Genomic DNA, 21,470 nt, shown 5'->3' with positions numbered 1-21,470 from the left:
ATATTCCATAAAAAGTTTTGGAAATAATCCAAATTGTATATATTTGGGAAGAGATGTCAGGTCGAACGCAGTTGAGACCTAATTTAAGGAGAAGGTCAATGCTTTCTCGAAAGCTCCTTCGACTGCGCTCAGGATGACAGTACGAAGTGACACAAAAATGCAGAAATGGAAAACGAAATTACCTTAAAGCGGTTTACGGACATCCGAAGGGAACTGGGCCACACACAGGCCGAGTTTGCGGAACTGTTGGGTGTGAAGAACACCACGGCCGATATTGAACGGGGGAGGACCAAGCTATCGGGCAAAGTGGTATCGGAGCTATTGAAACAGTTCAAGATCAATCCCATGTGGCTGTTCGGGGAGAGTGATCAGAAATACCTGGACACCTCCAGGACCAGTGTGATCCCCAAGGTGGTCACCGTGGACAATTCCGATCAGGACAACATGGTATTGGTGAACGCCAAGGCCGCTGCAGGCTATCCGCAAAACATTTCCGATACGAGTTGGTACCAACAGTTGCCCGCCTTTGACATGCCCATTCCCGAATTCCGAAATGCCACGTACAGGGGGTTTCAGGTGGAAGGGGACAGCATGCTGCCCAATCTAAGGCCCAACGACTGGGTGTTGGCGCGTGCCATTGAACATATTGACCATGTGAGTCCCAATAAAATGTATGTGGTCGTGCTCCAAGATTCCGTAATGGTCAAGAAAATAGAGCGAAGGCCCAATTCCAACAACATAACCTTGGTTTCTTTGAACGAGACTTATCCTCCATATGAGATCAAGCCATTCCAGATCCAGGAAATCTGGGAGGTAAGTAGTAAACTGACCTTCAATGTGGATGCCACGACAGAAACCGGGCTATTGAAGCAGTTGCAACAGTCCATGGAAGAATTGAAGCGACAGATTGCCAAGTAAGATTTCAGAAACCGACCCCGACCGTTTTGGTCTGGATCCGCATCAGGAAGCTATGGGCTGTCATGTAGAGCACAGAGCCATCGTTGCCCCAAGCACAATTCGCCGTGAGCTGCCCCGTTCCGATGCGTCCCAAAAGTTTTCCTTTGGGAGTAATGACTAGAACCCCGCCCGGCCCTGTGGAAAAAATAGTTCCATCCTTGGCCACCTTAAGACCATCCAAAGAGCCAACCAATCCTTCTTTCCGTAGTTCAGTGGCATCAAAGAAGATAGTGCCCCCATCCAATGAACCATCATTTTGGATGTTGTATGCCATGATATAGGGCGCTTTGCCATCCGATTGGTTCACATACAGTATTTTTTCGTCAGGGGACAGCGCAAGCCCATTCGGACGAGAAAGATTGTCGACCACTATATCAACTTTGCCCCCAACATCGACTTTGAAGACCCCAAATGCATCAATTTCCCGAGTTTTGGAATTTTCCTGCTCTGGCAGGCCATACGGAGGGTCTGTAAAATAATAGGTACCCTTGGAGGTCTGTACAATGTCATTTGGGCTATTGAAACGCTTGCCGTTCCATTTGTCGGCCACAGTTACTTTTCCACCAAAAGATAGCGGTATCCGGGATATTCTTCGGTCGCCGTGTTCGCAGGCGACCAACTCCCCTTCGTTATTGATGATAAGTCCATTGCTGCCGGGCTCTTTGCTGTATGGCAGTATTCCGGTGTAGCCAGAAGGTTCTAAAAATTGTGTGATCCCTTCATTTTCATCCCATTTAAAAATGGTGTTCTGTGGAGCATCAGAAAATAGGAGGAACCCACCTTCCTTGACCCAAACAGGGCCTTCGGACCATATAAAATCCTCGGCGAGCACTTCTATTTTTGCATCTTTATCCACGTAATCGTAAAAGGCATCGTCCAAAGCGACTAGTTGGCCAGTGGTTTTCTGTTGGGCGGTACACCCTAAGCCAACGCTTAACAATAGGAGGGTTAAATTATTCATTTTGAAATAGTTAAAGTTATGTGTTATCTCAATGGTCTAGACCTGAGCGGACAAACAGGTATCCTTTATGGTCTTGGCCAACTTTTGTGCTGCTGACGGATTACGCCGGAACCACAATTCGGGTTCAAAAATCTCCAATTCCGCCAAGGTCCAATTTTCTTCATTGTCCCGGAATAGGTCCACCCGTGCATAAACGGGAAGTTCGGGAGCGGCATTGACCACCTTTTCTGCAAAAGTAATCTGTTCCTTGGATGGATCATATTCGTGGACGCTGCCGCCAAAATCGTCCTGTACCCGAAAATCACCAGGCTTGGCAATTTTGAGCACGGCATGGGTGAACTCCCCATGGAACAGCATCATTGAAATTTCCCCTTCGGAAACGATGTTCTCTTGGAATTCCTGGAGCATCATCGCCTCTTCGGAAATCAATTGTCCAAACAGCGCTTCGTACTTTGAAATCTCTGTTGTATTGATTTTGTAGGTATGTCGGGCCGCGCCGGATACGCAGGGTTTCAACACAAATTGCTCTTTCCTGAACCCGTGTTCCTGCACCGTAGCGGAAAAAAGGGCTTGCAATGTGGTTTGGGTCCCTTTTTCCACAAAAATAGTCTTGGGAATGGTGACCCCTGCCTGGGAAAGATCTTGGAGGTAGTGTTTGTCCATGTTCCAAGCGATCAATTCTTTGGAATTGATGAACTGGGTCAGTTTGGAGGTGTTTTCAAACCATGTTGAGAACTCCGAAAATCGGTCAAAATAGTCCCAAGTGGTGCGGAAGAGGGCCAATTTGGTGGAGGACCAATCAAAATGGGGGTCATCCCACGATTTTCGGGCGACCTTCAAACCTTCTGCCTGCAATGCCTCCACAACCAGACGGTCTTCCAACAGTACATTTTCAATATAGGGTGTCTTTTTTTGGGGTGACACATACCGATGGTCCGTCAAGACTACAATATCAAACTCCATAACAGAAAAATTTAAAATCCAACAGCAGTATCGTCGCCCCGTTTGTCGGCCCCGCCTTCCAGTTTGCCATCGGGCAGCACGCGTATGGCATCCACTTTGCCAATGATGGGGGTGCGTTCCTCGTTGATGATGTATCCTTTGGATTTCAGCTCCGATATTAGTTCCTCGGAAAATCCTTCGGGTTCAAAAATGACTGCATCGGGCAACCATTGGTGATGGAAACGGGGGGCATTCACGGCATCCTGCATGCTCAGGTTGAATTCGTAAACGTTCAAAATGGTCTGGGCCACCGCAGTGATGATAGTGGAACCGCCCGGGGTTCCCACAACCATGTACAGTTTTCCTTCTTTTTCCACAATGGTAGGCGTCATACTGCTCAGCATCCGCTTTTCCGGAGCAATGCTGTTCGCCTCGGCACCGACCAACCCGAACATATTGGGCACACCGGGTTTGGCACTGAAATCGTCCATTTCATTGTTCAAAAAGAAACCCAGTTCGGCACAATAGAGTTTGGAACCATAGCCGCCGTTCAAGGTGGTGGTGGCAGAAATGGCGTTGCCCTCGCTGTCCACGATGGAGTAGTGGGTGGTTTCGGAGCTTTCGATGATTTCCACCTCACCATGGCTCACATCGGATGACAACGTTGCTTTGTCAAAGGAGAAATTGGCCATCCGTTTCTGCAAATAGGCATCACTTAAAAGGACATCATCGGGAATATCGACAAAGTCGGGGTCGCCCAAGAAGTAATTCCGGTCCGCATAGGCACGACGGGAGGCCTCGGTGAACAGTTGGATGGTCTTGGCGGAATTGTGTCCAAACTTGGCCACTTTATAAGGTTCCATCATCTTGAAAATCTGATTGATGGTGACGCCGCCGCTACTGGGGGGGCTCATGGAAATCACATGAAGGTCCTTGTAATCGAATTCGATGGGGGCTCTCCACTTGGCTTCATATCGTGAAAGATCCTCCTCGGTGATGTAGCCACCATTTTCCTGCACAAAAGCGGCCAGTTTTTGGGCTACTTCGCCTTTATAGAATCCATCTTTTCCTTTTTCCATAATGATTTCCAAGGTTTGGGCCAATTCGGGATATTTTATGGTATCCCCCGCCTTGAACGGACCTGCAAATTTGGTGCTGTCCCCGTTCGCCTTGATGAAACTTTCCCTGTATCCTTCCAATCGTTTGGCCTGCATTTCGGTGACGACCACTCCTTTTTTGGCCAAGGCAATGACGGGTTCCATGATTTCGGATAGGGGCAGGGAGCCAAATTTTTTGTGTACTTCCATGACACCGGCCACCGTGCCGGGTACCCCAACAGCGGTACCGCCAGAGGTGCTCATATCGGGGACGACATTGCCCAACGAATCCAGGTACATGTCCTTGTGGGCCGCCAAGGGCGCTTTCTCCCGATAATCGATGCCACCAATCTCGCCATTGTTCTTTCGATAGACCATAAAGCCACCCCCGCCCAAATTTCCGGCAAAAGGGAAAGAAACGGCCAAGGCCAGTTCTGTGGCCACCATGGCATCGAAGACATTGCCCCCTTTTTTCATGATCTCCACTCCAATTTGGGAAGCCTCCTCACGGGCCGAGACCACCATGGCCTTTTCCGTGACAAGTCCCGTGGGAGTTGCGGGTTGTTGTTTGCAATTGATGAAAAGGATGAAGGGCAGAAGGAGTATCAGTCTTCGCATAGGGAAATGAATTTTTGACGGGAAAAGGTAATCAATTCTTCAAAAAAAGTGATGAACTCGTTTTCAAAATCCGTGTAGTGTTCCTCAAGGTCCAAAATGGCCAGATTCATCTTGGATTTATTTTTTGTCCTTCGGTTCATGCCGTTGAGTACGCGCTCTATCCCAGTGAGATTGGCATAGTTGAGCAACCAATTGTCCGCGATCATGTAGGGCATCATCCGTTTGGTTGCCATGGGAAGGATGTCATAGTTGTCTTCCAACAGGTCATAAAAGTTCTCCACATATTCTGCTAAGGGAGTTTCTGAATAATCATTCCAATTTTTGGCCAAAAAATGGTCGTAAAAGATGTCCACGATGACCATGCTGTAATGACTGTAATTCTTGTGCAGCCTTTTACTGCTCTGCCTTGTGATGGGGTGGGCGTCCGTGAAAGTATCTATTTCACGGTGTAGCATTATACCTTTTTGGATTTTTTCGGGCAGGTGTTTGTAGCGGTTTCCACGGATATGGTCGGCAAAAAAGTTGCCCAACGTGATCTCCTTGTCATCAAAGGAAAGGTAAATATGTGCCAAGAAGTTCATCGGGGCAAAATCCTTTTGTGTCGAAATTTACAAATTCAAAACATGGAATAGGGGATGCTGGGTTATATTTGCACAAACTTTTTTAACAATTATGACACTGATCAAATCTATTTCTGGAATTAGAGGAACCATAGGCGGAAAAACAAACGATAACCTGACCCCACTGGACGCTGTGAAGTTTGCGGCAGCATATGGGAGCTGGTTGAAGGACTATTCCAAGAAAGAGAAATTGACCGTTGTCATAGGCAGGGATGCCCGTTTGTCGGGCGAGATGATCCAAAACTTAGTGGTGTCCACCTTGGTGGGACTGGGAATCGATGTCGTGGATCTAGGATTGTCCACCACCCCTACAGTGGAAATTGCCGTTCCTTTGGAAAAGGCCGATGGAGGCATCATCCTGACCGCCAGCCACAATCCAAAACAATGGAATGCCCTAAAATTGCTCAATGAACGTGGGGAGTTTTTGGATGCGGCACAAGGGGCCAAGATTTTGGAACTTGCTGAAAAGGAGGATTTTGATTTTGCCGAAGTGGACGATTTAGGGGAAATCACCAAAAACGATTCCTACATCGATATCCATATTGATGAAGTACTGGAGCTTCCCTTGGTGGATGCCGATGTGATCAGGGGCAAGGGATTCAAGGTGGTCGTGGACGGGGTCAACTCCACGGGGGGTATTGCCATTCCCAAATTGTTGCAAGAACTTGGGGTGGAAGTGGTGAAGCTCTACTGTGATCCCACGGGCCATTTTCCTCACAATCCAGAACCCTTGAAGGAACATTTGGGGGACATCTGCAAGAAAGTGGTGGAAGAAAAGGCCGATTTTGGTATCGTGGTGGACCCGGATGTGGATCGTTTGGCCTTTATCAGCAACGATGGGGAAATGTTCGGTGAGGAATACACCTTGGTGGCCTGTGCGGATTACGTATTGGGCAAGACCAAGGGCAACACGGTGTCCAACCTGTCCTCTTCACGCGCCCTTCGCGATATTACTGAAAAGCATGGCGGCACTTATGAGGCTGCAGCCGTGGGCGAGGTGAACGTGGTCGCCAAAATGAAGGCGAGCAATGCCATTATAGGAGGTGAGGGCAATGGGGGCATCATTTATCCAGAGAGCCATTATGGTCGCGATGCCTTGGTGGGCACGGCCCTTTTCTTGATGTTGATGGCCGAACGGGGCGGGACCGTGGCCGAACTACGGGCAAGCTACCCTAGCTATTTTATGGGCAAAAAGAAGATAGAGCTTACTCCCGGACTGGATGTGGATGCCCTACTTGAGGCCATGCACGACAAATACAAGAACGAGCAGGTTTCCACCATTGACGGGGTGAAAATCGATTTTCCTGAAAATTGGGTGCATCTTCGCAAATCCAACACGGAACCCATCATTCGAATCTATACCGAGGCCAAATCGCAAAAAGAAGCGGATGCCTTGGCGGACCGTATCATTGGTGAAATAAAAGAGGTGGCGGGATTGAGCTAGTCCTCGATCAATTTATAAACGATTTTGTGTGAATTGAATTCCTCATGGGAAATGGGAGTGCGTTTGTCCGAATCCAACCAAATTTTCCATGAACCGTTCTCTTTGCGCAGCCCAACATTGAACTCGCCATACCCCCTTACCACAAGGCCATCGTCATTTTCGCCTTTGGAGCTGAACCGGTAATATCCATTTTGGTAAGCCAGTTCACCATTGGGGTCCACCGAAGTGGAAAGGATGGCAAAAGCGATGCTCACCCGGTTGGTAGCCACAAAATCCGCAAAATTTTGCAGATAGCTTTCGCCCGTTTTGATTTCACCTTGCTCCATGATTACCCGAATGATGTCCTTGGTATGGATGGATTTCAATTTTTCCGGGTCCGATTCATCATAGGCCTCCATGAAAGGAATCCATACGTCTTTTTCTATCTCTTCAAGGATTTCATCCGAAGTCTGTCCGAAGGAAAACAAAGTAAGGCAGCATAAAACTGCTGAGAGGATGGACTGTTTCATTTTTCTGATTGTTGATACGGATGAAGGTATAAAATAACTTCAAAACCGTCGTGGATCCATCAAAAAATTTACGGATTCAGATGGACTCCAAATAGCTTTTCCGAACCACTTTGGCGGTCTTGTGTTCGCCGGTATGGCTCCATCCTGGGGGCATTACGAGGTAGCGGAATTTGTTGGCAAGCCCAGGTGCCTTCCATACATCTTTCGCCAAAGCCACGATTTCCCCAAAATACACATCCATGAAGTTCCCCGAGTCCATTTCTCGCGTTATGCCGTATTCAATCTTTATGTCGTGCCGTTCTTCCTGATAGGTTTTGAACACCCGGTCCCAAATGTTCAACAGATTACAGAAGTTGGTGTCCATGTAGAGGGGGTTCTTGGCGTGGTGTACCCGATGGTGGGAAGGGGTAAGGATGATCTTGTTCAAAAAACCCAACCGACCATTTTTCAACAGATTTTCCCCAATATGGATGAACGCACCATAGGTGCCATCAATGAACATAATCAAAAACAACAGCTCCGGTTGTACGCCCAAAAGTATGCAGATGGTGGTCCGGATGGTATCGGCATAGGGTGCTTCCAAAAAGAAATGGGCATGGGTCACGGACAGGTTCATGTCCTCAGGGGCATGATGGGTGGAGTGCAGGCACCAGAACATACGCACCTTGTGCCCCAAGTAATGATAGATAAAATGCCCAAGCTCCCAGACCACATATCCGTAAACGATCCAATACCACTTCATCGTGGTCTGGAACGGAGCGTATTGTTGGAACAGGCCAATGCACAGGGCCACCATGGCAATGGCGATGAAGCGTCCCACAAACCGATTGAAAACATAGATCAAAAAGTTCACCTTATAGACCTTGGTCTGGGGTTTTTTATAGATCAAACCCAAAATCAGTTCAAGGATGATGAGCAACGGAATGATGGGATAGATCAAGGAGACGATGCCCTCATAGGTGGTAAATGAAGCGTAATCGCCGGATCTTAGGATTTCGAGGGCCTGGGATATGCCCAAAAATCCTATGACCTCATTGAAAAGTGTCTGTAAAAAATCCATAGGAGTCTATTTGGTCCAAAAAATGTAAAATTTTCAGAGGAAAAAAATACAATAATTTCGACCAATGACAATTTACATCCTATTGATGTATATTGCTGTTATGTAACTAGATAGCTTAGGGATTCTGAAAAGCTTGGGGAATTTTGTTCCTGTGCTTCCACCGCTTGTGGGTCCAAAAATAATATTCGGGCGCTTCCCGGATGGATTCTTCCACCAATTTCAAAAAGGATTTGGTCAGTTCAAATTCCTCCATTTCCTCGGGCTGTTCCGTAATCAGTTTGAAAGTTCCGCGATAATGTCCGCGCTTCTCTTTGCTGACCTTTAAATACACCGCAGGGAGGTCCAATTTTCTACAGAGCATTTCGGCACCTGTATGCGCTGGTACGGTGATTCCCATAAAAGGGGTCCATAGCAGGGCTTTTTTGAGCATGGGCGATTGATCGCTCAAAATACCGTACATGCTCAACCTTCCTTCTTTTTTGTTCCAGGCCACGATGTCACGGGTGTCTTTGGTGGTGATCAGGGTGGTACCGAACTTTTCTCGGATATCGCGCACAAGTTTGTCGAAATATTTGTTCCCGATTTTTTGATAGATGGCGTAGCCCTTGGAAGCAATATGTTTGTCGAGTGCGATCACCCATTCCCAGCTCGCATAATGGGGGAACATCAGCATCACGCTTTTGTTTTGGGCCTCCAATCGGTGCAAGACCTCCAGATTGGTGAAAGTGAACCGCTCTTGGAGCTGTCTGTTGGAAATGCCCATGGTCTTGATCATCTCCAGGAACATATCGCACATATGATGATAGAACTTTTTTTCTATCCGTAAGCGTTCTTCCTTTGACTTTTCAGGAAATACAAGTTCAAGATTGGTGCGGACCACTTTTTTCCGGTAGCCAATGACATAATACAGCAATGCATATACACCATCGGATATTGCGTACAAAATTGGGAAAGGAAGTCTGGAGACCAACCAGAGCAATGGGTAAACCAGGATATATATGGCCAACTGCATAAGCGATTCTTGTGTGCAAATATAGCTATATTTGAAACCAAACTTTTAGTACATGTACAATTTACATATTGCCACCATTGCCATCATAGCTGCCAATGTGCTGGTGTCCCTTCGGGGGTTCAACGATACCGCTTTTTTTGATAGATATAAGTTCAGCATAGGGGGCATACAGGCGGGACAACGGGAACGGATGGCCACTTCGGGGTTCCTCCACGTAGATATTTCCCATCTCTTTTTCAATATGTTCACCCTGTATTTTTTTGCCAATGTGGTGATCAATTGGTTTGGGCCGGGCAAATTTTTGATCATTTATTTTGTCAGTTTGTTGGGAGGGAGCCTTTTGGCCCTGTTTTTCCATAAAGATGAGCCCTTCTATAGTGCAGTGGGGGCCAGTGGTGCCGTTACAGGAATTCTCTATGCCGCCATTTTATTGAATCCGGATATGCAATTGGGCATTATGTTCATTCCTATTCCATTGCCCGCCTATGTGCTGGGCATCGCTTATTTGCTGTATTCCATTTATGGAATGAGGAGTAGGTTGGGGAATATTGGGCACACGGCGCATTTTGGTGGTGCCATTGGCGGATATGCCACTACCTTATTGTTCAGGCCCGAACTGTTCGTTACCGATACATTGATTGTTATCCTATTGGCCATTCCCATCATTATCCTATTTGTATTGGAGAAAATGGGGAAGATTTGATTCAAAGCATCAAACCACGAATATCAAAATCCAGTAAGCAACGGGCAATAATTTATTAACCCAGAAAGCTGTTAAAAAGTTCAAGGGAAAGTTTCAAGTCCAAAATCCCAAATCTGAAATAGGTGATCAGTCAGCAGTGTACAAGTACCCTTTAACTGAATAACCCACTAACCCAATAACTTAAGCTTAGTTCAGCAGTTCGGCCACTTTTTGCTCCAGGGCTGGTCCTCTAAGGTCCTTGGCCACGATCACGCCGTTCTCATCCAACAAAAAAGCGGCTGGTATGGCGTTGATGTTGTACAGTCTCGCTATGGGGTCTTGAAAACGCTGAAGGTTGGAAATATGGTTCCAGGCCAGTCCATCGGCCTCAATGGCGCCTTTCCAGTCCTCGGCACGGGTATCCAAGGAAACCCCGATGATATTGAACCCTTTGTCTTTATACTTTTCGTAAACGGAGACAATGTTCGGGTTTTCAGCTCGACAAGGTTTGCACCAAGCGGCCCAAAAATCCACCAAGGTAAGTTTGGATTTATCGGTGACCTGGCTCAGGGCCAACATATCCCCGGTAGGCGTTGGTGCCGAAAAGTCAGGGGCCGTGGAGCCAACCTCGGTGGATTTCATTTTGTCCAACTGTTCCTTGATCTTTTTGCCGGGCTCGGTGGCCTTCATTTCTGGGGAAAGACCCTCGAAAAGTGACTTCACTTCATCCAAGGGAAGGGCCTTGCTCGCCATCAGGTTGCCGATGATCAATACGGAGATCAGTGCATTGGGATTGTTCTTTGCATAGTCCACGTTGAAGTTTTTGGCCTCTTCCTGGAATTCCATGAACTCCTCCCGAAGCGAGGTGACGGTGGCCGTATCCATTTGTTGGGCCGCTTCCCGCATGTCGTTCTGCATGGACATGGCCCTTTCGGACAATTTTCTCGATTCCTCCAAAAAATCCATGAACATCTCGTTCTGTTCGGTCCCTTTCAATTTTGCATAGTTCATACTGTCTTTTTGGAACTCCATTTCTATGGTGCCATTTTCCAGTACCACGGGAACGTTTCCACGATTGGCTTCCATAAAGATATAGTGCAGTTTGGGCTCCGCTTGGTTGCCCGTAAAGGTGAACATGCCATTTTCCACGGTGGCCGTATCCACTTCCACCAACTGGTTAAGGGTGTCCGTGGTCTTTAGAAAAACCTTGGCCCCATTCTCGGTCTCACCCGTTATTTTGCCGTTCAAGGTATATCCATTGGGGTCTGTGTTGCAAGCTGCCAAAAACAGTATTCCAAGGACAATCGCTGATATTTTTTTCATGTGTTGCTATTTAAGTCGCTAAGGTATTCATTCCATATGGCATAAAAAAACCCTTGGACTTCTATCGAGTGCCAAGGGTATGTAATTATTGGATATGACACATTAGAATTGATATCTAATCCCCAATGCAATGTCAAAATCAAAATCATTGTCGAACCCTTCGTAGCCCACTAGGCCTAGTTCAGGTCGGAAATCCAGCGATAAGAGCAGGGGAATGTCAAAATTGTATTCAATACCGATGTTACCGGCGGCGAATACAAAAAGACCATCATTGTCATCATCAAAATCTGGGTCAGGGCTGTCAAAGTCCACGCTTCCCAATCCACCACCTACGCCATAGTACCAGTTAAAGTCTCCGTCCAATGGACGTACCCATTGGTACACGCCGGTCAATTTGAACGCATCAAAATGTCGGCTATCGCGCCAGCCGAGGTCAAATTCCGCACGGTTGGAGCTTCCTATGGCTTTTTGATAGGAAATTTCGGCACCAAAGCCGTCGCTGTCACCCAATCGGAGCCCCAAGGCATGGTTGGAAATTTCCTGTGCACTCATGGATGCTGTTACAAACAAAAAAAGCGCTGCAAATAATGTGGTAATCTTCATGTGTTTCTCTTTTAAGTTAAAAATTAGAGATAGTTTTGTATTTACATTTACGTTTGAAAAAGCATTTTAGTTTCCAAAAATATTCCAAATTGGATAAAAACTTGTTGAAAAACCTTGCGGCTAGGCTGCAAGGAGACCTCTTGACCGATGATTTGAGCAGGGCCTTGTATGCGACCGATGCCTCCGTTTACCGCAAACTGCCCTTGGCAGTGGCCTATCCCAAGAATGCCAGTGATATCAAGACTTTGGTGGCTTTTGCCAGCGAAAATAAAATTGGGCTTATCCCAAGGACAGCGGGCACGTCCCTGGCAGGTCAATGCGTGGGAGATGGCATTGTTGTGGATGTCAGTCGTGAGTTCACGGAAATCATCGCATTTGATGAAAAAAAGAAGCAAGTGACCGTCCAGCCCGGGGTGGTGCGGGACGAACTCAACCAATATCTTAAACCGTTCGGACTGTTTTTTGGTCCCAACACCTCAACGTCCAATCGATGTATGATCGGGGGCATGGTGGGCAACAACTCTTCGGGCACCACATCCATCCAATATGGGGTGACGCGGGACAAAGTCGTGTCCATGCGCTGCGTTTTGTCCGATGGGAGCGAAGCTTTCTTTGGCGCTGTTTCAAAAGCAGAATTTGAAAAGAAGAAATCGGAACCCACACTGGAAGGAAAGATCTACGCCAGCTTGTTCGAGGAACTTTCCAACGAAGCGACCCAAAAAAACATTGAAAAAGAATTTCCAAAGCCCAGCATACACCGAAGAAATACGGGATATGCTGTGGACGAACTCCTCAAGAACGATATATTCGGAAATGGTCAGGAAGATTTCAACCTGTGCAAACTATTGTCTGGAAGTGAGGGCACGTTGGCCTTCACTACGGAGGTGACCCTACAGTTGGACGACCTGCCACCTCGTTTTTCCGCCATGGTCGCCACACATTATAGAACGCTGGAAGATTGTCTTATGGATGTTGCCCCGGTGATGCAGCACAATCTGCATACCTGCGAGATGATGGACAAGGTAATTTTGGACTGTACCAAGAACAACAGGGCGCAGTTGGCCAACCGTTTTTTTGTGGATGGCGACCCTGCAGCGATCTTGATGTTGGAAGTGCGGTCAAATTCCGATGAAGACCTTCAGAAACAATTGGAAGGGCTGTTGGCCACCATAGAAAAGTCGGGCCTAAGCTATGCCAGCCCCGTTCTTTTTGGGGATGATATCAACAAGGCAATAGAACTGCGCAAAGCGGGGCTTGGGCTGTTGGGCAACATGGTCGGGGACCGAAAGGCGGTGGCCTGTATCGAGGACACTGCGGTGGCTTTGGAAGACCTGAAGGATTTTATCGGGGAGTTTTCCCAGATCATGAAGGGATACCACCAAGATGCGGTGTACTACGCCCATGCAGGGGCAGGGGAGCTGCATTTGCGCCCCATCCTCAACCTCAAAAAGGCGGAAGATGTGGTCCTGTTCCGTTCCATCACGACCGATGTGGCCAAACTCACCAAAAAATACAACGGAAGTTTCAGTGGTGAACACGGCGACGGTATTGTCCGGGCCGAGTTTATCCCGTTGATGATCGGGGAGGAGAATTATGCCTTGTTGAAAAGGGTGAAGGCCCTTTTTGACCCCAATTACATCTTCAATCCCGGAAAAATAGTGGATGCCTTCCCGATGGATGAAAGCTTGCGCTATGTCGTGGACCGAAAAGAGCCCGAGATCAAGACCCTGATGGATTTTTCGGACAGTGAGGGAATCCTGAAAGCAGCCGAGAAATGCAACGGAAGTGGGGACTGTAGAAAGAGCCACCACATGAACGGTGCGATGTGCCCCAGCTATCAGGCCACCAAAAATGAAAAGGATACCACAAGGGGGCGGGCCAATGCGCTACGGGAGTTTTTGACCCATTCCGAAAAAGCCAATCAGTTTGACCATCAAGAACTTAAGCAGGTCTTTGACCTCTGCCTCAGCTGTAAGGCCTGTGCCAGTGAATGCCCCAGTAATGTGGACATCGCGGCACTGAAAGCGGAATTCCTCTACCAATACCAAGAGACGAACGGATACCCACTTCGGAGCAAATTGTTTGCACACAATACCCGTTTGAATGCCATGGGAAGCAAAATTTCGTGGTTGACCAATTCCGTGTATGATTCAGGTGTGTTGGGCGGATTGGTAAAGAAAATGGCCGGTGTGGCCCCGGAAAGAAGCTTGCCCAAAGTGTATCGGTTCAATTTTGAAAACCATCTGAACAAGTTCAAGGGGCAACCGACCAAAAAGAAGGTGGTGCTCTATGTGGACGAGTTTGTAAAATATTTGGATGTGGAAGTGGGCAGGGACGCCATAGAATTGCTCTGTAAATTGGGCTATGATGTGGAACTGTTCTATGCGGAAAGTGGTAGGACCTATCTCTCCAAAGGATTTTTGAAAGAAGCGAAAAGATTGGTGGACAAGAACATGGAAAAGTTAAAGCCCTATCTGGATGATGGTGTTGTCCTAGTAGGCCTCGAACCTTCCGCCATTCTCTCGTTTAGGGACGAGTATCAGCGTTTGCACCATGATAAGGAACTGTTGAAGAAATTGGCTGTCAACTCGCTGTTGATCGAAGAGTTTTTGGCTTTGGAAATTGCAGGAGGGCATATTACGTCAGATAGTTTCACAGAAGAAGCCCGCACGGTCAAGATCCATAACCATTGCCATCAGAAGGCGTTGAGCAACCAAAAAGTGACTTTTGATGTATTGAATTTGCCCAAAAACTACAAGGTATCCATCATCGCATCAGGTTGTTGCGGTATGGCGGGGTCGTTCGGGTATGAAAAGGAGCATTACGAAACCAGTATGCAAGTGGGGAACCTGAAATTGTTCCCTGCAGTGACCAAAAGCACCGAGGATACCATTATTGCGGCCAACGGCACCAGCTGTAGGCATCAGATCAAGGACGGCACCAAACGCGAGGCGCAGCACCCGGTCTCAATCCTGAGAGAAGCCTTGGTTGTCTAAGGTCTTCGTGTTCGGGGTTTCCTCCGCATCGTCGAGGTATTCTTCCGTCACGTCTTCCATATCCACTTCCTTGTCGGTGATGGAGGCGATGAGTTCGTTCATGTCCATTTCCTTGAGGTCCTCGTCCACAAAGAAAGGGGAGAGCCTATCGTGGTTGTAGTGGTAAATTTTCCAGCGTTTGAAGGAATACTCCAGCGCGGTCAGGTTTTCCACCCAATCCCCAGAGTTTAGGTAAGTGCAGCTTCCGTTCTTGTTCTCGTAGATCTCTTTTTTGGGTTGATGGATGTGGCCACAGATGACATAGTCATATCCATTTTCGATGGCGAGGTCCGCAGCGGTCCTTTCAAAATTGTTGATGTATTTCACCGCGCTTTTCACGCTGTTCTTGATGCGTTTGGACAAGGAATATTTTTCCCTTCCCATTTTCACCAACCACCAGTTCACGAAGCTGTTGATCACGATGAGCAGGTCATATCCATATCCGCCCAGTTTGGCAAGCCATTTGGCATTTTGGATGGACACGTCGAACACGTCCCCGTGGAATATCCATGCTTTTTTTCCATCCAGATTTAGGACCAACTTGTTGGAAATCTTAAAGTTGCCCATTGAAGTATCACTGAACTTACGGAGCATTTCATCGTGATTTCCAGTGATGTAGAATACTTCCGTGCCCCTTGAAGCCATCCCGATGATCTTTCGGAGCACTTTGAGATGGGAAGGGGGGAAATACCGTTTGCTGAACTGCCAAATATCAATAATGTCCCCATTCAAAATGAGCTTTTTGGGCTGGATGCTGTTCAGATATGCAATAAGTTCGTCGGCGTGACAACCGTATGTTCCTAGGTGGACATCGGAAATCACGGCCAATTCTATCTTCCTTTTTTTCAATCGTATAGGGTTTGACTGCAAATTAAAACAGTAGGTATAAACTTAAAATCAAATCCAGATCATCAATACATGACATTATTGTTAAAAAAACATCAATCGCTATCGCAAAATGTTACAATAACATTAAGTGTCCCCGTTGTTTTTGAATTCCAACGATAACATCTACCTTTGGAATCCGTACAATTTTATACCGAATGGCAGGAAATTCTTTTGGACAACTTTTTAGGCTCACCACCTTTGGTGAATCGCACGGAAAGGCCCTTGGGGGCGTAATCGATGGTTGTCCTGCCGGGATACCGTTGGATGTAGATCAAATCCAAGCGGAACTGGACAGAAGAAAACCCGGACAATCTGCCATTGTCACCCAACGCAAGGAACCCGATACCGTGGAGATTTACTCCGGTATTTTTGAAGGAAAGACGACGGGAACCCCCATCGGTTTTGCCATCCACAACACCAACCAAAAATCCCAGGACTATTCCCATATCAAGGACTCTTACCGCCCGTCACATGCCGATTATGTGTACGATCAAAAATATGGCTTCCGTGATTACCGAGGAGGAGGCAGGAGTTCGGCCAGGGAAACGGCAAGTAGGGTAGTGGCAGGGGCCATTGCAAAGCAATTCTTGAACGGAATCCAAATAAATGCCTTTGTCAGCCAAGTTGGGGAAATGAAATTGGACAGACCCTACCAAGAACTCGATTTTTCCCAGATCGAGTCCAATCCTGTCCGTTGCCCCGATAAGGAAATGGCCCAGCAGATGGAAGAATACATCAAGGCCATAAAAAAAGAAGGGGATACCATTGGCGGGGTGATCACCTGTGTGATTCAAAATGTACCGGTCGGTCTTGGAGAACCCGTTTTCGATAAGCTCCATGCCCGTTTGGGAGAGGCCATGCTGTCCATCAACGCTGTGAAGGGGTTTGAATATGGCAGTGGGTTCGAAGGCGTGAAAATGAAGGGCAGCCAACACAACGATGCCTACAACACGGATGGGACCACCCAGACCAATCGGAGCGGGGGAATCCAAGGAGGCATCAGCAATGGTATGGACATATACTTCAACGTAGCCTTCAAGCCGGTAGCGACCGTACTTCAATCCTATGAGACCATCAACAAGGAAGGGGAGAAGGTCATGGCCCAAGGCAAGGGCAGGCACGATCCCTGTGTGGTGCCTAGGGCGGTGCCGATTGTGGAGGCGATGGCCGCTTTGGTGCTTGCCGATTACGCCCTTTTGGCGCGTACCAACAAAATCTGAGGGCATTTTAGGGAGTTTCAGGGCAAAATAGTATCTTCCTCTCCTAAAAATCACTTATGCGTAAATTAGAATTACATTGGCAAATCCTTATCGGGATGCTTTTGGGTATTCTCTTCGGTTTTGCAATGACCTACGTGGATTGGGGCAAGGATTTTGTTTCCGATTGGATCCAACCCCTGGGTACGATCTTCGTGAAATTGCTCAAACTGATTGCCATTCCCCTTATCGTGGCATCCCTCGTAAAAGGCATCTCCGACCTCAAGGACATTTCAAAATTCAGGAATATAGGGCTGCGTACCATCGGCATCTATATCATCACCACGGTTTTTGCCATTTCCATTGGTCTTGTACTGGTGAATTTGATGCAGCCGGGCAATGGAATCTCGCAGGAAACCGTACAAAAATTGACGGATACCTACGCTGGCGATGCCGGTGTGACCTCAAAAATCGAAGAGGCGTCGAGACAGAAGGACAGTGGGCCCTTACAGTTTTTGGAGGACATGGTGCCCGATAATGCCTTTGCCGCCATGAGCGACAACGGTTTGATGCTCCAGGTCATCTTTTTCACCATCTTTTTGGGCATTTCCATGTTGTTGATCGGCGAGGAGAAGGCAAAACCGTTGAAGGATTTCTTTGATTCCATGAACGAAGTGGTGCTCAAGATGGTAGACCTCATTATGCTCACCGCACCGTATGCCGTATTTGCCCTTTTGGCCGGGGTTGTGGTCTCTTCAAGTGACCCCGATCTTTTGTTGGCCTTGTTGAAATATGCCCTCGTGGTGGTGCTTGGTTTGGCCTTGATGATTGTTTTTTACTGCATCATGGTGTCTGTTTTCACCAAGAAAAACCCATTATGGTTCTTGAAGGAGATGAGCCCAGCCCAATTGTTGGCCTTTTCCACCAGTTCCAGTGCAGCAACACTGCCCGTGACCATGGAAAGGGTGGAAGAACACATCGGTGTGGATAAGGAAGTGTCCAGTTTTGTGCTGCCCGTCGGGGCGACCATCAACATGGACGGTACCAGTCTCTACCAAGGTGTGGCCGCGGTCTTCATTTCACAGGCATTGGGCTTTGACCTTACCTTCACTGGTCAACTGACCATAGTGCTTACCGCGCTGTTGGCCTCCATTGGATCGGCGGCAGTACCCGGTGCAGGAATGGTGATGTTGGTCATTGTGTTGGAATCCATTGGTTTTCCTTCGGATAAACTCGCCATTGGTCTGGCACTCATCTTTGCAGTTGACCGACCTTTGGACATGTGCCGTACCATTGTGAACGTTACGGGCGATGCCACAGTTTCCATGATGGTGGCCAAATCCGTGGGCAAGCTAGGAGATCCAAAGGTGAAGAACTGGGACGATAACCTGAAAAAGTAGCAAAAAACCTTGGTAAGCTATGCTTGACGGAGGAACAATCAAACGTTTTGTTCCCAAAAAGCTATGTGCATTTGAAAAAGAAAGAGTATGGTCGGTGAAAAACAAGCAGAACAACTGGTACAACAATATCCCTATGTGTTCGAGATAGATGCCAATCTGGACCGATTGGTACGGAAGATAGAGTTGCTGAGCTACATCAACCCACAGAACATTGAAAAGGAAAAGCAGCGGTTCTTTGCCTCAAAATATACTGTGGAACCAGAGTTCAAGTATCCCAAACTCAAGTTCGACCCCTATAAACTGCACCGGCTCTTTTTTTCCCAACGTTTGGAACGGATACGGAACGAACATCTCCGCAAGCTTTACCAAGATGTCATTTACTACTATTCCAACATGGTGCAGTGCATCGAGACCATAGGGAAAAGCAGGAATTTCTATTACAATTCGTTGCGGGTCTATGGGAGTCCTACCGAAAAAGATGTGCAGAATGCCCGTTTCATCCTTCATTTTGCCGATGAGCCAATGGTTCCCGACATGGAGAAGGTATTCTCGGCCGAGGAGGCCCGCAGCTATTTTGAGGATTTTGTGCAGCAGTACAATTTTCCGTTGAACATCAGATATTCCACCAGCATCGCCGCAGAGGCCATGGTGAGCAACAGTACCCAATCGTTGTTGATCAAAAAGAACACCAAGTTCAGCAAGAACCAATTGCTTACCCTTGCCAACCATGAGATCGGCGTGCATTTGGTGACCACCTACAACGGTCTGCAACAGCCCCTGAAGATTTTTTCCAACGGCTTGCCCAAAAATGTGGAGACCCAGGAAGGATTGGCGGTTTTCAGCGAGTATATGGGTGGTGCTCTGACGCTAAAGCGCCTTAAGGAAATTGCCTATCGGGTGTTGGCCGCCGATAGTTTGATCAAGGGTTACACGTTTGCCGATACGTTCGACCTGATCCACGGGCAGTACAAACTGAACCGGGACGATGCTTTTACCATCACGCTTCGTGCTCATCGGGGTGGGGGCTTTACGAAAGACCGCCTTTACCTCAGCGGACTGCGAAAGATCTACAAGCGTTACCAAAGGGAAGAGTCCATGGATGTGCTGCTAACGGGCAAGGTGGCCCTGGAGTACGAGGAAACCATCAACTACCTGAAAGGGTTGGGATTGGCACACCCCATCACCCATAAAAGTTATTCGTTCGACCAGAAATTGAATACCAACAAGACCTTGGATTTTATCTTGAACAACTTGAAATAACAGGGTTCTCGATACATTTTCCTTGTACCTTCGAACTGACAAGTGTTCAAAATCGAGTTTGTCACTTCGAGTGATTTTCGAAGAAAATTGTATCGAGAAGTGTTTCTGCACGAATCAATTTATAGGGATGGGATTTTGACTGAGATAGTACTCATGGTTCTCGATACATTTTCCCATCACTTCGTTCCAGGAAAACACTCGAACTGACAAGAGGTAATGTTGTGGTGTCACTTCGAGTGATTTTCGAAGAAAATTGTATCGAGAAGTAGTTGAAGCATTTATGAAAGTGTATTGTGTTTACATATTATTATGCTCGGACAACACTTATTACACAGGTGTCACGTCTGACTTGATGGGCAGACTGGAATCCCATCAAATGGGAAAATATAAAGGCAGCTATACCTACTCTAGACGTCCCGTCAAATTGGTTTACCATTGCGAATTTACCGACCCCGAAATGGCCATAACATTTGAAAAACGTATCAAGAAATGGTCGAAACAGAAAAAGAAGGCGCTTATTGATGGTGAATATGATGAGTTGCCCAATCTCTCCAAGAAAAAGTTTGGACTCTTGGTTCTCGATACATTTTCCCTTCACTTTGTTTCGGGAAAACACTCGAACTGACAAGAGGTAATGTTGTGGTGTCACTTCGGGTGATTTTCGAAGAAAATCGTATCGAGAAGTGTTCTTGCACGGATTAATTTATCGGAATGGGAGTTTTGACTGAGATAGGACTTATGGTTCTCGATACATTTTCCCTCCACTTTGTTTCGGGAAAACACTCGAACTGACAAGAGGGAATCTTGAGGTGTCACTTCGAGTGATTTTCGAAGAAAATCGTATCGAGAAGTATTACTGTGCAGAATCAAAATTGGATTGTGGCTTAATTTGAAATTGAGGGTTCACGATACATTTTACCTTCACTTTGTTTCAGAAAAACACTCGAACTGACAAGTGGTAATGTTGCGTTGTCACTTCGAGTGATTTTCGAGGAAAATTTTATCGAGAAGTATTACTGTGCAGAATCAAAATTGGATTGTGGCTTAATTTGAAATTGAGGGTTCTCGATACATTTTCCCTTCACTCTGTTTCGGGAAAACACTCGAACTGACAAGTAATAATGTTGTGGTGTCACTTCGAGTGGTTTTCGAAGAAAATCGTATCGAGAAGTAGTTGAAGATTTACCCCAAAAACTTGGCCCTCAACTCAGGGGTGGGAACCATGCAGGCATCTTTCTTGCCATACCATTTGTAGCGGTTGCGTGCCACAAAGTCGTACACCACATCCCGAATGGATTTCGGGATCCATGTAAAGACCGCGGACAGTTTCCAAAGGCCGCCCAAGTGCTGCGCAATTTCGAGGGCCGCATCGGATTTGGTGAAATAGGCCACTCCGGGCTCAATCAAGATAATGGAATCCACATGGCTGGTGTCGATACCCCGCTCACGGACCAGTTGTTGGCCCACCTCGCTTTGCAGCGAAGCATAGCGGAACAGGTCTTTTTTGTCCCGTTTGATCACAAACAGCACACTGTTGTTGCAGAGGTTGCAGACCCCATCGAAAAGAATGATTTTTTTTCCGTTTTCCACCATAGTGTTTGAACCCATTTTAAGGGACACTACAAAGATACGGGAGTTTGGGATTATGAGGCGAGGGATAGTTGTATAAGATACTTGCGGCTTTTCCAAGCCGTTTCCGCTGTTTCGGAAATAGGGTGGTAGCTTCTGATTTTTTGAAAAAATAGGTCAACGCTCATGTCCCAATGGTTTGGAGGTAATGCTAAAGATAGGCATCTGTTTTGAATGGGTTGTGCCGTCTGACAGCAATACTAAAGTGTTGGATTGTATGGGTATGGTTTGTTG

19 protein-coding genes are annotated in these 21,470 nt (G+C 47.1%); 8 read left to right on the top strand and 11 right to left on the bottom strand.

Features of this window, described 5'->3' with window-relative positions:
- Nucleotides 1-165 precede the first annotated feature (165 nt).
- Entirely contained in the window at nucleotides 166-918 is a 753-nt protein-coding gene (locus SD450_RS13670) for an XRE family transcriptional regulator (protein WP_318345015.1), read from the top strand.
- Nucleotides 919-922: 4 nt separating this feature from the next.
- On the opposite strand, the gene SD450_RS13665 is transcribed toward SD450_RS13670, so the two are convergent.
- The 4 genes from SD450_RS13665 to SD450_RS13650 are packed head-to-tail and all read right to left on the bottom strand — an operon-like array spanning nucleotide 923 to nucleotide 5,156.
- Nucleotides 923-1,918: an SMP-30/gluconolactonase/LRE family protein gene (locus SD450_RS13665; RefSeq protein ID WP_318345014.1), complete on the bottom strand. Its 996-nt coding sequence runs from the start codon at nucleotides 1,916-1,918 to the stop codon at nucleotides 923-925.
- A gap of 36 nt (nucleotides 1,919-1,954) precedes the next feature.
- Nucleotides 1,955-2,881 carry an ATP-grasp domain-containing protein gene (locus tag SD450_RS13660; RefSeq protein WP_318345013.1) on the bottom strand — a complete coding sequence of 309 codons (927 nt, stop codon included), beginning with the start codon at nucleotides 2,879-2,881 and terminating at the stop codon, nucleotides 1,955-1,957.
- 11 nt (nucleotides 2,882-2,892) lie between these two features.
- A complete protein-coding gene (gene ggt, locus SD450_RS13655; protein ID WP_318345012.1) occupies nucleotides 2,893-4,575 on the bottom strand; it encodes a gamma-glutamyltransferase in 1,683 nt (560 codons plus the stop codon).
- On the bottom strand, nucleotides 4,563-5,156 hold the full coding sequence (locus tag SD450_RS13650) for an acyl carrier protein phosphodiesterase (protein WP_318345011.1): 594 nt from the start codon (nucleotides 5,154-5,156) through the stop codon (nucleotides 4,563-4,565). Before SD450_RS13650 ends, ggt begins: the two co-directional genes overlap by 13 nt.
- 91 nt (nucleotides 5,157-5,247) lie before the next feature.
- Here SD450_RS13650 and glmM point away from each other — a divergent pair, with 91 nt between their 5' ends.
- Nucleotides 5,248-6,639 (top strand): phosphoglucosamine mutase, encoded by a 1,392-nt coding sequence (glmM, locus tag SD450_RS13645; protein ID WP_318345010.1) that lies wholly within the window; start codon nucleotides 5,248-5,250, stop codon nucleotides 6,637-6,639.
- Here the strand turns inward: glmM and SD450_RS13640 are convergent.
- From SD450_RS13640 to SD450_RS13630, 3 genes are all read right to left on the bottom strand, one after another.
- Complete coding sequence (locus SD450_RS13640) at nucleotides 6,636-7,148, bottom strand: YybH family protein (protein ID WP_318345009.1); 513 nt, start codon at nucleotides 7,146-7,148, stop codon at nucleotides 6,636-6,638. The genes glmM and SD450_RS13640 overlap by 4 nt on opposite strands.
- A gap of 76 nt (nucleotides 7,149-7,224) precedes the next feature.
- On the bottom strand, nucleotides 7,225-8,208 hold the full coding sequence (locus tag SD450_RS13635; protein ID WP_318345008.1) for a sterol desaturase family protein: 984 nt from the start codon (nucleotides 8,206-8,208) through the stop codon (nucleotides 7,225-7,227).
- Between the two features lie 115 nt (nucleotides 8,209-8,323).
- Nucleotides 8,324-9,220 carry a lysophospholipid acyltransferase family protein gene (locus SD450_RS13630; protein ID WP_318345007.1) on the bottom strand — a complete coding sequence of 299 codons (897 nt, stop codon included), beginning with the start codon at nucleotides 9,218-9,220 and terminating at the stop codon, nucleotides 8,324-8,326.
- A 52-nt stretch (nucleotides 9,221-9,272) separates the two neighbouring features.
- On the opposite strand from SD450_RS13630, the gene SD450_RS13625 reads away from it, so the two are divergent.
- Nucleotides 9,273-9,923, top strand: a complete 651-nt coding sequence (locus tag SD450_RS13625) for a rhomboid family intramembrane serine protease (protein WP_318345006.1) — start codon at nucleotides 9,273-9,275, stop codon at nucleotides 9,921-9,923.
- Between the two features lie 186 nt (nucleotides 9,924-10,109).
- Here SD450_RS13625 and SD450_RS13620 read toward each other — a convergent pair whose 3' ends face one another.
- Together SD450_RS13620 and SD450_RS13615 are read right to left on the bottom strand one after the other, a co-directional pair.
- Nucleotides 10,110-11,225: a TlpA disulfide reductase family protein gene (locus SD450_RS13620; protein ID WP_318345005.1), complete on the bottom strand. Its 1,116-nt coding sequence runs from the start codon at nucleotides 11,223-11,225 to the stop codon at nucleotides 10,110-10,112.
- 102 nt (nucleotides 11,226-11,327) lie between these two features.
- On the bottom strand, nucleotides 11,328-11,828 hold the full coding sequence (locus SD450_RS13615; RefSeq protein WP_318345004.1) for a hypothetical protein: 501 nt from the start codon (nucleotides 11,826-11,828) through the stop codon (nucleotides 11,328-11,330).
- An 89-nt stretch (nucleotides 11,829-11,917) separates the two neighbouring features.
- Between SD450_RS13615 and SD450_RS13610 the strand changes: the two genes are divergently transcribed.
- A complete protein-coding gene (locus tag SD450_RS13610) occupies nucleotides 11,918-14,824 on the top strand; it encodes an FAD-binding and (Fe-S)-binding domain-containing protein (RefSeq protein ID WP_318345003.1) in 2,907 nt (968 codons plus the stop codon).
- On the opposite strand, the gene SD450_RS13605 is transcribed toward SD450_RS13610, so the two are convergent.
- The gene (locus tag SD450_RS13605; RefSeq protein WP_318345002.1) at nucleotides 14,795-15,712 is read right to left on the bottom strand and encodes a UDP-2,3-diacylglucosamine diphosphatase; all 918 of its coding nucleotides are present in this window, start codon (nucleotides 15,710-15,712) and stop codon (nucleotides 14,795-14,797) included. The genes SD450_RS13610 and SD450_RS13605 overlap by 30 nt on opposite strands.
- A 194-nt stretch (nucleotides 15,713-15,906) precedes the next feature.
- Here SD450_RS13605 and aroC point away from each other — a divergent pair, with 194 nt between their 5' ends.
- The 4 genes from aroC (at nucleotide 15,907) to SD450_RS13585 (ending at nucleotide 20,232) form a co-directional block, all read left to right on the top strand.
- Nucleotides 15,907-16,971: a chorismate synthase gene (gene aroC / locus SD450_RS13600; RefSeq protein ID WP_318345001.1), complete on the top strand. Its 1,065-nt coding sequence runs from the start codon at nucleotides 15,907-15,909 to the stop codon at nucleotides 16,969-16,971.
- Nucleotides 16,972-17,027: 56 nt separating this feature from the next.
- Nucleotides 17,028-18,347, top strand: a complete 1,320-nt coding sequence (locus SD450_RS13595; RefSeq protein ID WP_318345000.1) for a dicarboxylate/amino acid:cation symporter — start codon at nucleotides 17,028-17,030, stop codon at nucleotides 18,345-18,347.
- 87 nt (nucleotides 18,348-18,434) lie between these two features.
- Nucleotides 18,435-19,607, top strand: a complete 1,173-nt coding sequence (locus tag SD450_RS13590) for a flavohemoglobin expression-modulating QEGLA motif protein (protein WP_318344999.1) — start codon at nucleotides 18,435-18,437, stop codon at nucleotides 19,605-19,607.
- A gap of 280 nt (nucleotides 19,608-19,887) precedes the next feature.
- Nucleotides 19,888-20,232, top strand: a complete 345-nt coding sequence (locus SD450_RS13585; RefSeq protein ID WP_318344998.1) for a GIY-YIG nuclease family protein — start codon at nucleotides 19,888-19,890, stop codon at nucleotides 20,230-20,232.
- 557 nt (nucleotides 20,233-20,789) lie between these two features.
- On the opposite strand, the gene SD450_RS13580 is transcribed toward SD450_RS13585, so the two are convergent.
- The gene (locus tag SD450_RS13580) at nucleotides 20,790-21,215 is read right to left on the bottom strand and encodes a thiol-disulfide oxidoreductase DCC family protein (protein WP_318344997.1); all 426 of its coding nucleotides are present in this window, start codon (nucleotides 21,213-21,215) and stop codon (nucleotides 20,790-20,792) included.
- Between the last annotated feature and the right edge of the window lie 255 nt (nucleotides 21,216-21,470).

This window comes from Flagellimonas baculiformis, assembly GCF_033441575.1.
Taxonomy (GTDB): Bacteria; Bacteroidota; Bacteroidia; order Flavobacteriales; family Flavobacteriaceae; genus Flagellimonas; species Flagellimonas baculiformis.
This window is presented reverse-complemented; position numbering and strand designations above follow the sequence as displayed.

Excerpts from the sequence above, each read along its gene's own strand:
- SD450_RS13625 (WP_318345006.1), top strand. The coding sequence starts at position 9,273 with ATGTACAATTTACATATTGCCACCATTGCCATCATAGCTGCCAATGTG.
- SD450_RS13595 (WP_318345000.1), top strand. The coding sequence starts at position 17,028 with ATGCGTAAATTAGAATTACATTGGCAAATCCTTATCGGGATGCTTTTG.
- SD450_RS13665 (WP_318345014.1), bottom strand. The coding sequence starts at position 1,918 with ATGAATAATTTAACCCTCCTATTGTTAAGCGTTGGCTTAGGGTGTACC.
- SD450_RS13660 (WP_318345013.1), bottom strand. The coding sequence starts at position 2,881 with ATGGAGTTTGATATTGTAGTCTTGACGGACCATCGGTATGTGTCACCC.
- SD450_RS13630 (WP_318345007.1), bottom strand. The coding sequence starts at position 9,220 with ATGCAGTTGGCCATATATATCCTGGTTTACCCATTGCTCTGGTTGGTC.
- SD450_RS13585 (WP_318344998.1), top strand. The coding sequence starts at position 19,888 with ATGAAAGTGTATTGTGTTTACATATTATTATGCTCGGACAACACTTAT.
- SD450_RS13635 (WP_318345008.1), bottom strand. The coding sequence starts at position 8,208 with ATGGATTTTTTACAGACACTTTTCAATGAGGTCATAGGATTTTTGGGC.
- SD450_RS13640 (WP_318345009.1), bottom strand. The coding sequence starts at position 7,148 with ATGAAACAGTCCATCCTCTCAGCAGTTTTATGCTGCCTTACTTTGTTT.
- SD450_RS13580 (WP_318344997.1), bottom strand. The coding sequence starts at position 21,215 with ATGGGTTCAAACACTATGGTGGAAAACGGAAAAAAAATCATTCTTTTC.
- SD450_RS13650 (WP_318345011.1), bottom strand. The coding sequence starts at position 5,156 with ATGAACTTCTTGGCACATATTTACCTTTCCTTTGATGACAAGGAGATC.
- SD450_RS13620 (WP_318345005.1), bottom strand. The coding sequence starts at position 11,225 with ATGAAAAAAATATCAGCGATTGTCCTTGGAATACTGTTTTTGGCAGCT.
- SD450_RS13615 (WP_318345004.1), bottom strand. The coding sequence starts at position 11,828 with ATGAAGATTACCACATTATTTGCAGCGCTTTTTTTGTTTGTAACAGCA.
- aroC (WP_318345001.1), top strand. The coding sequence starts at position 15,907 with ATGGCAGGAAATTCTTTTGGACAACTTTTTAGGCTCACCACCTTTGGT.
- SD450_RS13590 (WP_318344999.1), top strand. The coding sequence starts at position 18,435 with ATGGTCGGTGAAAAACAAGCAGAACAACTGGTACAACAATATCCCTAT.
- SD450_RS13670 (WP_318345015.1), top strand. The coding sequence starts at position 166 with ATGGAAAACGAAATTACCTTAAAGCGGTTTACGGACATCCGAAGGGAA.
- glmM (WP_318345010.1), top strand. The coding sequence starts at position 5,248 with ATGACACTGATCAAATCTATTTCTGGAATTAGAGGAACCATAGGCGGA.
- ggt (WP_318345012.1), bottom strand. The coding sequence starts at position 4,575 with ATGCGAAGACTGATACTCCTTCTGCCCTTCATCCTTTTCATCAATTGC.